This is a genomic window from Streptomyces sp. NPDC006552 (assembly GCF_040611655.1).
Lineage (GTDB): Bacteria > Actinomycetota > Actinomycetes > Streptomycetales > Streptomycetaceae > Streptomyces.
In genome coordinates, this window is sequence record NZ_JBEXOS010000117.1 from 1 (window position 1) to 12,078 (window position 12,078).

At 72.6% G+C, this 12,078-nt stretch carries 11 protein-coding genes and 1 rRNA gene; 7 read left to right on the forward strand and 5 right to left on the reverse strand.

What is annotated here, in order from left to right; genetic code table 11:
• Positions 1-91, forward strand: a 5S ribosomal RNA gene (rrf, locus tag ABZY33_RS35155); the annotation flags it as partial.
• Between the two features lie 59 nt (positions 92-150).
• Here the strand turns inward: rrf and ABZY33_RS35160 are convergent.
• Complete coding sequence (locus ABZY33_RS35160) at positions 151-618, reverse strand: MarR family transcriptional regulator (RefSeq protein ID WP_356495788.1); 468 nt, start codon at positions 616-618, stop codon at positions 151-153.
• Positions 619-681: 63 nt separating this feature from the next.
• Here ABZY33_RS35160 and ABZY33_RS35165 point away from each other — a divergent pair, with 63 nt between their 5' ends.
• Positions 682-1,050: a VOC family protein gene (locus ABZY33_RS35165; RefSeq protein WP_356495789.1), complete on the forward strand. Its 369-nt coding sequence runs from the start codon at positions 682-684 to the stop codon at positions 1,048-1,050.
• 30 nt (positions 1,051-1,080) lie between these two features.
• On the opposite strand, the gene ABZY33_RS35170 is transcribed toward ABZY33_RS35165, so the two are convergent.
• Positions 1,081-1,683, reverse strand: a complete 603-nt coding sequence (locus ABZY33_RS35170) for a TetR/AcrR family transcriptional regulator (protein ID WP_356495790.1) — start codon at positions 1,681-1,683, stop codon at positions 1,081-1,083.
• Between the two features lie 177 nt (positions 1,684-1,860).
• Between ABZY33_RS35170 and ABZY33_RS35175 the strand changes: the two genes are divergently transcribed.
• From ABZY33_RS35175 to ABZY33_RS35195, 5 genes are all read left to right on the forward strand, one after another.
• Positions 1,861-3,555 (forward strand): DHA2 family efflux MFS transporter permease subunit, encoded by a 1,695-nt coding sequence (locus tag ABZY33_RS35175; RefSeq protein WP_356495791.1) that lies wholly within the window; start codon positions 1,861-1,863, stop codon positions 3,553-3,555.
• 100 nt (positions 3,556-3,655) lie between these two features.
• Positions 3,656-4,204 (forward strand): isochorismatase family protein, encoded by a 549-nt coding sequence (locus ABZY33_RS35180; RefSeq protein WP_356495792.1) that lies wholly within the window; start codon positions 3,656-3,658, stop codon positions 4,202-4,204.
• Between the two features lie 73 nt (positions 4,205-4,277).
• Complete coding sequence (locus ABZY33_RS35185) at positions 4,278-4,697, forward strand: MerR family transcriptional regulator (protein WP_356495793.1); 420 nt, start codon at positions 4,278-4,280, stop codon at positions 4,695-4,697.
• Between the two features lie 2 nt (positions 4,698-4,699).
• Entirely contained in the window at positions 4,700-5,014 is a 315-nt protein-coding gene (trxA, locus tag ABZY33_RS35190) for a thioredoxin (protein ID WP_356495794.1), read from the forward strand.
• A 185-nt stretch (positions 5,015-5,199) separates the two neighbouring features.
• Positions 5,200-7,443, forward strand: a complete 2,244-nt coding sequence (locus ABZY33_RS35195) for an AAA family ATPase (protein ID WP_356495798.1) — start codon at positions 5,200-5,202, stop codon at positions 7,441-7,443.
• 217 nt (positions 7,444-7,660) lie between these two features.
• On the opposite strand, the gene glgB is transcribed toward ABZY33_RS35195, so the two are convergent.
• The 3 genes from glgB to ABZY33_RS35210 form a co-directional block, all read right to left on the reverse strand.
• Positions 7,661-9,970, reverse strand: coding sequence for a 1,4-alpha-glucan branching enzyme (gene glgB, locus ABZY33_RS35200; RefSeq protein WP_356495795.1), 2,310 nt, complete (start codon positions 9,968-9,970; stop codon positions 7,661-7,663).
• A gap of 59 nt (positions 9,971-10,029) precedes the next feature.
• Entirely contained in the window at positions 10,030-11,397 is a 1,368-nt protein-coding gene (locus ABZY33_RS35205) for a maltokinase (protein ID WP_356495796.1), read from the reverse strand.
• A 165-nt stretch (positions 11,398-11,562) separates the two neighbouring features.
• The coding region (locus tag ABZY33_RS35210; RefSeq protein ID WP_356495797.1) for an alpha-glucosidase C-terminal domain-containing protein at positions 11,563-12,078 on the reverse strand (516 nt) is incomplete at its 5' end.

A 12,078-nucleotide genomic window follows, 5' to 3' on the forward strand; every position in this document is an offset into this window, starting at 1 on the left:
GCCCGGTTACATTCCGAACCCGGAAGCTAAGCCTCATAGCGCCGATGGTACTGCAGGGGGGACCCTGTGGGAGAGTAGGACGCCGCCGAACTATTGTTGAGAAAACCCCCGTCCGGGGATACCGGACGGGGGTTTTCTGCGTTTGGGGCGCTATATCTTTCCAGCCTTGCCATCGGTGCCGCGCAGGGAACGGACCATGCTCCGCAGAATACGCAGCGCGTCCGCCTGCTCGGACTCGGTGAGGCCGGCCAGCATGCGTACCTCGACGGAGCGGACCGCCGCCGTGGCCTGTTCCAGGCTCTCCCTGCCGCGGGGCGTCAGCCGCGCGGGCAGCACCTTCCCGACGGCCGCCTCCGCCGGCCTGGTCACCGAGCCGTCCCGCTCCAGCGCCTGCAACAGCACATTCATCGACTGCCGCGTCACGAACGCGCCACGCGCCAGCTCGGAGTTGGACAATCCCGGCCGCTGCGCCAGCAGTTCGAGGCAGGAGTAGTGCGTCACGGTCATCCCGAGGGGCCGCAGCACCTCCTCCATGGCCACGCGCAGCGCGCTCGAAGCCTCCTTCAGCAGGTAGCCCAGGGAGCTGTCCAGGTCGATGCCGTCACCGCTTTGACTCATGTCAGTATTCTGACATACCGTGGCTCGTGTCAGGAATCTGACATGGAGAGAAGGAGCATCACCATGCCCGCCACCGGCCCCGATTTCCTCTCGCTTCAAGTGCGCGACCTCGACGTGTCGCAGGCGTTCTACGAGCGCTACCTCGGTCTCGTCCGCTCACCGGCCGGGCCGCCGCACGCGGTGGTCTTCGAGACGAAGCCGATCGCCTTCGCCCTGCGCGACCTCCTGCCCGGCACGGATCTCGCCTCCGTCGCCCAGCCCGGCATCGGCGTCGCGATCTGGCTCCACGCCACCGACGTCCAGGCCGTGCACGACGCGCTCGCCGCCGACGGCCACCCGATCGTCTCCGCGCCTGTCGACGGCCCCTTCGGCCGGACCTTCACCTTCGCCGACCCCGACGGCTACCAGGTCACGCTCCACGACCGCGCCTGACGGGAGAAGCGCCCTCGGGGCGCGGCCGCGTCAGGCCGTCGTCGCCAGGCGCTCGGCCTCCGCGGGCGGAAACCCCGCGGAGGAGAGCACCGCGACGACCGCCGCGCGGCCGGCGTCCGCGGCCGGGACGACTCCGTCGTTGACGGCCTCCATCAGACCGAACAGCACTTGTTCATGCACATAGGCCAGGGCTTCCGCCGGTAGCGGCGAAGTGAACTGGCCCTGCTCCAGGCCCCACCGGACCAGCTCGGTGCAGGACTCGCGCACCGGCGTGAGCCGTGCCCTGATGCCCTCCATCGTGACGCTGCGCTGCGCGAGATGGACCAGGAGCCGGTAGCGGTCCGCGATCGGCCAGATGGCCAGGATCGAACGGGCCACCGCCCGGGCCGGATCGGTGATTCCCGCCCGGCCGGCCCGGTGGGCCTCGGCGACCGCCTGGGCCGCGTCGTCCACCAGCGCCCCCACCAGCGCGTCCCTGCTCGGGAAGTGGCCGTAGACCGTGCGGCGGACGACGCCCGCGGCGCGCGCGATCTGGTCCATGGACGCCTCGGGGTCCCGCAGCAGCTCGGCGAGGGCGACGTCGAGGATGCGGCGGCGGTTGGCGTCGGCCCGTACGGAAGTCACGCCGTTCATTGTGCACGCCCCCGGCGGCCGTCGGACAGCCCCTGCGTGCTGCGACTTTGCACACTGATGTGCAATGCCTTAGATTGCGCATCAGTGTGTAATTGCACAGCGCTGTGCAAGCAGACTCGTCCACACAAGCAGGCTCTGTCTGTTTCTCGTCTGTTCTCCCGGGAGGGGCTCCGCGTCATGCGCCTCGTCATCAACGAGCCGGTCGCCACGATGGACCGGCCGTACGCCCGCCGCTGGTGGGCGCTGCTCGTGCTCTGCCTGAGCCTGCTGATCATCGTGATGGCCAACACCGCCCTGACGGTGGCCGCACCCGACATGACCCAGGACCTGGGCCTGTCCAGTGCCGACCTCCAGTGGGTCATCGACGGCTACACCGTGCCGTACGCGGCGCTGATGCTGCTGCTCGGCGCGATCGGCGACAAGTACAGCCGGCGCGGGGCCCTGATCCTCGGCCTCGTCGTCTTCGGTGCCGGCGCCGTCACCGGGTCGCTCGTCTCCAGCTCGACCGGTGTCATCGCCGCCCGCGCCGTGATGGGCGTGGGCGCCGCGATGATCATGCCGGCCACCCTGTCGCTGCTCGCGGCCACCTTCCCGCGCGCCGAGCGCGCCAAGGCCATCGTGCTGTGGACGGCGACGGCCGGACTCGCCATCGCCGCGGGCCCGCTGGTGGCCGGCGCGCTGCTGCGCGACCACGGCTGGGCGTCCACCTTCCTGATCAACGTGCCCGTCGCCGCCGTCGCGATCGTCGGCGCGCTGGTCCTCGTACCGCCGTCCAAGGCCGGTCACCACAGCCGGATCGACTACGTCGGCGGACTGCTCTCCGTCGTCTGGGTCGGCGCGCTGGTGTACATGATCATCGAGGGACCGCACTTCGGCTGGGGCGCCAAGGCCGTCACGGCCGCGGTGGTGGCCGGTGTCGCGCTGGTCGCCTTCGTGCTGTGGGAGCTGCGCCACCCGCGCCCGGTGCTCGACGTGCGCCGGTTCGCCGACCGCCGCTTCGCCGGATCGAACCTGGCCGTCGCCCTCTTCTTCCTGGCCGTCTTCGGCGCCTTCTACTACCTCACGCAGCACCTCCAGTTCGTCCTCGGCTACGACGCCTGGGAGACCGGCGTACGGATGCTGCCGCTGGCCGGCGCGGTCTTCGTCGGCTCTGCGCTCACCGGCTACCTCACGCCCCGCATCGGCATGAAGATCACGGTGACGGCCGGCATGGTCGGCGGCACGGCGGCGCTCGCCCTGCTGACCCGGGTGGACGCGGCCTCCGGGTACGGCGACTTCGTACTGCCCCTGGTCATCCTCGGTCTGGCCATCGGCCTGGCGCTCTCCCCGTGCACGGACGCGATCATGGGCGCCTTCCCGGAGTCCGAGCTGGGGGTCGGCGGCGCCGTCAACGACACCTCCCTCGAACTGGGCGGCTCCCTCGGCATCGCCATCCTCGGTTCGGTGCTCGCCGGTTCGTACTCCTCGCACCTCTCCGACGCCGCATCGGGCACCAAGCTGCCCGGTGGCGCGCTCTCCACGGCGCAGGACTCGGTCGGCGCGGGGTACGCGGTGGCGCAGCGGATCGGCGCCCAGGCCCACAAGCTCGCCGAACAGGCGGCCGGTACCACCGATCCGCAGCAGGCGGCGCGGCTCAAGGAGCAGGCGACACAACTCGCCTCCGGAGCCCGGCAGATGACCGATGCGGTGGGCTCCTCCTTCGCCGACGCGGTGGCGCACACCAGCGTCGTCGGCGCCGTGATCCTCGGCGTCGGCACGGTGCTGGTGGCGGTGCTGCTGCCCCGCAAGAGCCGGGCGGCCGCCGAGCCCGAGGGCGGACAGGACGAGGAGCCGGAGCACGCCGGCGAGGAACTCGCCGACCAGAAGGGCTGATCGCGGTGGGCGGGCCCCGGTGTCCGTGGCGAGGGGTGGTGTCAGTGGCGCGGACTACGGTGACGGCAGTCCGTGACGCTCTCGTCCAGGAGGCCCGCCCATGACCGTTCTGCCCGACCGGCCCCGCACCGCCCTGCTCGTCATCGACGTACAGAACGGGGTGGTGGAGCAGGCCGTGCGCCGTGACGAGGTCGTCGCGCGCATCGCCGCCCTCGTCGAGCGCGCCCGCGCCGAGGAGGTGCCCGTCGTCTGGGTGCAGCACGCGGACGACGGCCTCAAGGAGGGCACGGAGTCCTGGTGTTACGTGCCCGAACTGGTGCGCCGCGCGGGGGAGCCCGTCGTGCACAAGAAGTACGGCGACTCCTTCGAGGCCACCGACCTGGAGGCGGTGCTCGCCGAGCGCGGCGTCGGCCGGCTCGTCGTCACCGGCGCCCAGACCGACGTCTGCATCCGGTCCACGATCCACGGCGGCTTCGCGCGCGGGTACGACGTGACGCTCGTCGGCGACGCGCACACCACGGAGGACCTCACCGCCTACGGCGCGCCGGCCCCGGAGCTGGTCATCGCGCACACCAATCTCTACTGGAACACGCACGGCGGGCCGGGGCGCACCGCGGAGGTGGTGGACACGGCCGACGTGACGTTCTGAGGCGCCGCCCGCCGCCCTTTTCGTGCGGTGAGCGCTGGCCTTGACGTCAGGGGAAAGGTCTACCGTCGAGGACATGCGCATCGGAGAGCTCGCGGACCGCGCCGGCACGACCACGCGGACGCTCAGGTACTACGAGTCGCGCGGGCTGCTGCCCGCGCGGCGCGGTGGCAACGGGTACCGGACCTACGACGAGGCGGATCTGCGAGCCCTGCGGCAGATCCGCACGCTCCAGGACTTCGGCTTCGACCTGGAGGAGACCCGGCCCTTCGTGGAGTGCCTGCGCGCGGGGCACCCGGAGGGGGACTCCTGCCCGGCCTCACTGGCCGTGTACCGCAGCAAGCTCTCCGAACTGGACGCGCTGATCGACGAGTTGACCGCGGTGCGGGCCAAGGTCGGGGCGCAGCTGGAGCGCGCCGAACAGGCGGTCGTGGCGCTGGCCGCACAGGAGCCGGCGCCGCGCTGCGAACTCGGCCCACGACAGGAGGAGGAGTGATCATGCGGGATGTCACGGACGCGGACTTCGGTGCGCAGGTGCTGAGGTCCGAGCGGCCGGTACTGGTGGAGTTCACGGCCGCGTGGTGCGGGCCGTGCCGGCAGCTGGCGCCGGTGCTGCGGTCCATCGCACAGGAGGAGCGGGAGCGGCTCGATGTCGTCGCCCTCGACGTGGACGCCAACCCGGAGACGGCGGCGGCGTACGGCGTGCTGTCGATGCCGACGCTGATGGTCTTCAAGGACGGCGAGCCGGTCTGGTCGCGGGTGGGCGCCAGGCCCAAGCGCCGACTGCTCCAGGAGTTGGCCGAGGCCCTCTGAGCGGAGAACTCTCCGAGCGGAGACCTGCCGAGGAAAAGCCGCGGTTGGAATGCACCCCTGCCCGGGGTATATTCGGTGTTTCTGTGTGCCCACAGAAAAGGCCCCTCACCGGGGGCCAATAAACACACCGTACCGGGCAGGGAGCAGTTTTGTCAAGCCGGGAATCCGCCGCATCGCAGAAAGAACTGCAAAAGGAACAGGAATTCATCGACCGGCTCTACGCGCGCGTCGACGCGCTGCGCGGCGCCGCCGCGGACTCGGTCACCCAGGCCCTGACCCCCGTCGGCACCGGTCAGCAGGCCAGGCTGGAGCGGGACCTGCTGGTGGTGGAGCGCTCAGGACTGCTCGCCGCACTGAATGCGGTGGACGGTTCGCTCTGCTTCGGCCGGATCGATCTCAGCGACGGCGTGACCCACCACATCGGCCGCATCGGAATTCGCGAGGACGACACCGGACACACGCCGATTCTCATCGACTGGCGCGCCCCGGTGGCCCGGCCTTTCTATCTCGCGACGGGCCACCGGCCGATGGGCCTGCGCCGGCGCAGGCACCTCACCACCGAAGGCCGCACGGTCACCGAACTCCACGACGAGATCCTCGACCTCGGCGACGACGAGCGCACCGGCTTCGAGGACCCCAGCGGCGACGCCGTGCTGCTCGCCGCCCTGAACTTGGCGCGCACCGGCCGCATGGGCGACATCGTGCAGACGATCCAGGCGGAGCAGGACCGGATCATCCGCCACGACCACCGCGGCGTCCTCGTCGTGGAGGGCGGCCCGGGCACCGGCAAGACGGCGGTGGCGCTGCACCGCGCCGCGTTCCTGCTCTACGAGCACCGGGAGCTGCTCGCCAAGCGGGCGGTGCTGATCGTCGGCCCGAACCCGGCGTTCCTCTCCTACATCTCCGAGGTGCTGCCCGCGCTCGGCGAGACCGGCGTGCTCCTTGCGACCGTCGGCGAGCTGTTCCCCGGGGTGCACGCGACCGCGGTCGACCCGCCCCGGGCCGCGGCCGTCAAGGGCGCGGCGCGGATGGCCGAGGCGCTCGCCCTCACCGTCCAGGACCGCCAGCAGCTCCCCGAGCCCGGCTCGCCCGTGATCATCCGGCACGACGACGGCGACCTGATCCTGGACTGGGAGATCGCCTACGAAGCGCGGCAGGCGGCCCGTGACACCCGGCTGCCGCACAACCTGGCCCGGCCGCACTTCGCGTTCCGGATCCTGGACGCGCTCACCCAGCAGCTCGCGGAGCGGATCGGCGCCGACCCCTACGGCGGGCCGAACTTCCTCGGCCCCGACGACCTCGCCCAGCTCGGCAAGGGGGTGGCGGCCAGCGCCGAGGTGCACGCCGCGATCGAGGAGCTGTGGCCGGTGCTCACCGCGGAGCAGGTCGTCGCCGACTTCCTCGCGGACCCGGCGCGGCTGGCCGAGGAGGACGCGGCGGCCGTGCGCAGGCCGGTCACCGGCCCGGCCGACTGGACCCCCGCGGACGTGCCGCTGCTCGACGAGGCGGCGGAGCTGATCGGGCACGACGACGCCGCGGAGCGGGCCGCGGCCGAGGCGGCGCGGCAGGAGCGGATCGCGTACGCGCAGGGCGTCCTCGACCTCTCCCGCGGCTCGGAGACGTACGAGTTCGAGGACGAGGACGAGTCGGAGGTGCTGGCCGCGCACGACATCGTGGACGCGGACCGGGTCGCCGACTGGTACGAGGAGGAGGACCACCGCAGCGCCGCCGAGCGGGCCGCGGCCGACCGGACCTGGGCGTTCGGGCACATCATCGTCGACGAGGCGCAGGAGCTGTCGCCGATGGCGTGGCGGCTGCTCATGCGGCGCTCGCCGACCCGCTCGATGACCCTGGTCGGAGACCCGGCGCAGACGGCCGAGGAGGCCGGGGTCGGGGCCTGGGACGAGATCCTGCGGCCCTACGTCGAGGACCGCTTCGAGCACACCCGGCTCGGGGTCAACTACCGGACGCCGTCCGAGATCATGGACGTGGCGGCGGAGGTGCTGCGCGCCGAGCACCCGGACCACCGGCCGCCGTCCTCGGTGCGCTCCACGGGGGTACGGCCCTGGCGCCGGGCCGTGCCGGACGGCCCCGGCGAGGTCGCGCGGGTCGTCGCGGAGATCGCGGCGGCCGAGACCCCGGAGGAGGGGCGGCTCGCGGTGATCGCGCCGCGCGGGATGCTCGCGGTGCTGGCCGCGGTCCTGCCGGGTGTGGTGGCCGGGGCCGAGCCGGACCTCACGCGGCATCTGGTCCTGCTCGATCCGCGCCAGGCGAAGGGGCTGGAGTTCGACCGGGTCATCGTCGTCGAGCCCGGGGAGTTCGGGCTCAGCGATCTGTATGTGGCGTTGACCAGGGCGACTCAGTCCCTGGGGGTCGTGCATGCGGGGGAGCTGCCCTCGGCGCTCCAGGGGCTCGACGTGGTGGGCTGAGGTCGACAGCCGGGCTGTGCGCCGTCGTGGCTGGGCGTGCCCCGCCGCGGAGCGGCTCATCGGCAGAGCCCCGCGCCCCTGGGGGCGCGGGGACTGCGCCGTCGTGGGTGGTCGAGTGGGACCCCCTGCCGCGCCGTCGTGGCTGATCGCGCCGTTCCCCGCGCCCCTGGGGCGGCGGTGCTTGCGCAGCTTCCGAAACTTCCGGGGCGGCCGAGGGCTACGGCTTCAGCCAGATCGTCGCCAGCGGTGGCAGGGTCAGGCGGACGCTCGCCGAGCGGCCGTGGGCGGCCACGTCGTCCGGTTTCACGGGGTCGGGGTTGGCGACGCCCCCGCCGCCGTAGCGGGCCGCGTCCGTGTTCAGGACCTCGTGCCAGGCGGGGACGGAGGCGGGGACGCCGAGGCGGTACTCGTGGCGCACGACCGGCGAGAAGTTCGAGACGGCGAGCAGCGGGGTGCCGTCGGCGGCGTGGCGCAGGAACGCGAAGACGTTGTCCTGCGCCGCGTCACCGACCACCCAGGAGAAGCCCGCCGGGTCCGTGTCGCGCTCCCACAGCGCGGGCACGTCGCGGTAGACGGCGTTCAGGTCGCGGGTGAGGTCGCGGACACCGCGGTGGTCGGGTGCGGCTTCGTAGGCCGGGTCGAGCAGCCACCAGTCCGGTCCGCGCGCCTCGGACCACTCGGCGCCCTGCGCGAACTCCTGGCCCATGAACAGGAGTTGCTTGCCGGGGTGGGCCCACATGAAGCCCAGGTAGGCGCGGTGCGTGGCGCGCTGCTGCCACCAGTCGCCCGGCATCTTCGACACCAGCGACTTCTTGCCGTGGACGACCTCGTCGTGGGAGATCGGCAGGACGTAGTTCTCGCTGTAGGCGTACACCATCGAGAACGTCATCTCGTTGTGGTGGAACGTGCGGTACACCGGCTCGTGCGCCAGGTAGTCCAGCGAGTCGTGCATCCAGCCCATGTTCCACTTCAGGCCGAAGCCGAGGCCGCCGAAGCCGCCCGGCCCGACGTGGTGGGTCGCCCGGGTCACGCCGTCCCAGGCGGTGGACTCCTCGGCGATGGTGACGACGCCGGGCACGCGCCGGTACAGCGTGGCGTTCATCTCCTGGAGGAAGGAGACGGCGTCCAGGTTCTCGCGGCCGCCGAACTCGTTCGGGACCCACTCTCCGTCCTCGCGCGAGTAGTCGAGGTAGAGCATGGAGGCGACGGCGTCCACGCGCAGGCCGTCGATGTGGAACTCCTCGCACCAGTACAGGGCGTTCGCCACCAGGAAGTTGCGGACCTCCCTGCGGCCGTAGTCGAACTCCAGGGTGCCCCAGTCCGGGTGCGCCGAGCGCCGCGGGTCCTCGTGCTCGTACAGGGGGCGGCCGTCGAACTCGGCCAGCGCCCAGTCGTCGCGCGGGAAATGGGCCGGGACCCAGTCCATGAGGACACCGATGCCCGCCTGGTGCAGGGCGTCGACGAGGTACTTGAAGTCGTCCGGGGTGCCGAGCCGGGCCGTGGGTGCGTAGAAGCCGGTGACCTGGTAGCCCCAGGAGCCGCCGAAGGGGTGCTCGGCGACCGGCATCAGCTCGACGTGCGTGAAGCCCAGGTCGGCTATGTAGGCCGGGAGTTCGTCGGCGAGCTGGCGGTAGGTGAGGCCGGGGCGCCACGACGGGAGGTGGAGTTCGTAGACGGAGAAGGGCGCTTCGTGGGCGGGGCGCTCGCCGCGGGTGCGCAGCCAGGCCTCGTCGTGCCAGGTGTGCCGGGAGGTGTGGATGACCGACGAGTTCGCCGGGGGTGTCTCGGTGCGGGTGGCGAGCGGGTCGGCGCGCTGCGTCTTGCTGCCGTCCGGGCGGGTGATCTCGTACTTGTACAGCTCGCCGTCGCCGATGTCCGGGACGAACAGCTCCCAGATGCCGGAGGAGCCGAGGGAGCGCATGCTGTGCGCGGCGCCGTCCCAGAAGTTGAAGGTGCCGACGACGCGGACGCCCCGGGCGTTCGGCGCCCAGACCGTGAAACGGGTGCCCTGGATGCCCTGGTGCTCCATCGGGCGGGCGCCGAGCGCCGTCCACAGCTGTTCGTGCCGGCCCTCCCCGATGAGGTGCAGGTCGAGCTCGCCGACGGCGGGGGCCAGGGAGTACGCGTCGGCGACGCGCTGGCGCGTGTCCGCGTAGGTGATGTCCAGCTCGTACGCGGACGGGGGCGCGGCGGGGTGCAGCAGCGCGGAGAAGAAGCCGTCGCCGTCGTCGTGCAGCTCCGCGCGCAGCCCCTCCGGCGTGGTGACGGCGACCGCGCGGGCGTGCGGGCGCCAGGCGCGGAAGGCGATGCCGTCGCCGGCGGGGTGCGCGCCGAGGACGGCGTGCGGGTCGTGGTGGGTGCCCGACAGGAGCCGGTCCCGGTCGCTCTGCGGCACCGGGGCGTCCGCCGTCGCGGGCGCACGCTGCTCGGGTACGGCGGGGGTGGCGGGGGCCGCTTGGGGGCTCGCCGCCGGGGCGGGGCTGCTCCCCGGCGCCGGGCGCGGTGTGCGGGTGGGGCGGCGGGTCACGGTGGGTCCTCCTGGGACGGTGGGGGTGGGCCGTGGTGGGGTGGGACCGGCGCGTCCGGTCAGGGCAGCTCGGCGAGGCGCGCCAGGGCCGCCAGCGGGACCGGGAGCCAGTCGGGGCGGTGCCGGGCTTCGTACAGGGCCTCGTAGACCGCCTTGTCCGTCTCGTACGCGCGCAGCAGGACAGGGTCGGTACGGGGGTCCCAGCCGGAGGCGGCCGCGTAGCCCACGCAGTACGCGGAGCGGCAGGCGTCGGACCACTGCGGCGACCACGGGCGGTGCGAGCGGGCCGCGTAGTCGAAGGAGCGGAGCATGCCGGCGATGTCGCGGTGCGGCGGGTGCGGCATCCGGCGCTCGGCGAGGGGCCGGGACGGCTCGCCCTCGAAGTCGATCAGGCGCCAGAAGCCGGACGGGTCGCGCAGGCACTGGCCCAGGTGCAGATCGCCGTGGACGCGCTGGGCCTGCCAGCTGAGCCCCTCGCCCGCCAGGTCGGCGAGCGCCTCGAACGTGGTGCGCAGGCCCGGCACGTAGGGCAGCAGCGCGGGGACCTGCTGGGCCGTCGTCTCCAGGCGGCGGGTCATCGTCGCCGCCAGCTGCTCGACCTGGACGCGGCTGTAGGTGACGGTGGGCAGGGCGCGGGCGAGGGCGGTGTGCACCTCGGCGGTGGCGCGGCCCAGCTCGCGGGCGGCCGCGGTGAAGTCCACCTGCTTGATGAGGTGTTCGAGGGCCAGGTCCCAGCCGTCGGCCGCGCCCGCGAGGTAGGGCTGGAGCAGGCCGAGGGTGGTCTCGCCGTCGGCCGTCTCGTACCAGGCGAGGGGGGCCGGCACCCGGTCGCAGCCCTCGCGGGCCAGGGCGAGGGGGAGTTCGAGGTCGGGGTTGGTGCCGGGCAGGACCCGGCGGAAGACCTTGGCGATCAGCTCGTCGCCGTACACGACCGAGGAGTTGGACTGTTCGGCCAGGAGCGGGCGGGGTGCCAGGTCGCCGGCGATCCGGCTCTCGGCGCGGCGCTGGAAGCGCAGGTCGCCGAGGGAGCCGGGTATGCGCAGGCGCTCCAGCAGGACCCCGGCCTGGCGGGGGTCGTGCAGGGCGTCGTAGGCGGTGCGCCCGGCGAGGGCGCCGTGCGCGATGTGGCCGATCACGGCGGGCGCGAGCTGGGGCGCCACCGCGTCGCTGGTGCCGACGAGGAGCTGGTAGCAGTCGCCGGGGCCCTCGTCGGCCGGGGGCTGGTGGGCCCGGACCAGCAGGTGCAACAGAGCTGCGTCCGACTGGAGTTCGGTGACGGATTCGAGGGTGAGATCGGTGACCGGGCGGCCCTTCCCCGCGAACCACCGCTGGCGCGGCAGCCACTCCCGCAGCAGCGGGCCGAGGGACAGGAGCAGCTCGGAGTGGCCCTGCGGCGAAGCGGTGGGCCGGGCTGCGGTTTCCGACATGACGTCGCGTCCTTTCCCCGGGGACGCGTCGGGCGGTGCGAGCGGACCCCCGGGAGCGGAGTGCTGTCCAGAGATGGGGACGTGCCGGGTACGCGAGGAGAGTTCCCGGCGCGCGGGGCGGGAAACCGGTGAGAACCGCCGCTCTCCCGCCCCGCGCACGCGGGGTCAGTCCCTGCGCAGCCGGAACCAGTAGAAGCCGTGGCCCGCCAGGGTCAGCAGGTACGGCAGCTCACCGATGGCCGGGAACCGCACCCCGCCGATCAGCTCCACCGGGTGGCGGCCGTCGAAGGCCTGGAGGTCCAGCTCCGTGGGCTGGGCGAAGCGGGAGAAGTTGTGCACGCACAGGACCAGGTCGTCCTTGTACTCGCGCAGGAACGCGAGCACCGCCGGGTTCGAGGACGGCAGTTCGGTGTACGAACCGAGGCCGAACGCCGGGTTCTGCTTGCGGATCTCGATCATCCGGCGCGTCCAGTGCAGCAGCGAGGACGGCGAGGACATGGAGGCCTCGACGTTGGTGACCTGGTAGCCGTAGACCGGGTCCATGATCGTGGGCAGCGAGAGGCGGCCCGGGTCGCAGGAGGAGAAACCGGCGTTGCGGTCCGGGGTCCACTGCATCGGGGTGCGGACCGCGTCCCGGTCACCGAGCCAGATGTTGTCGCCCATGCCGATCTCGTCGCCGTA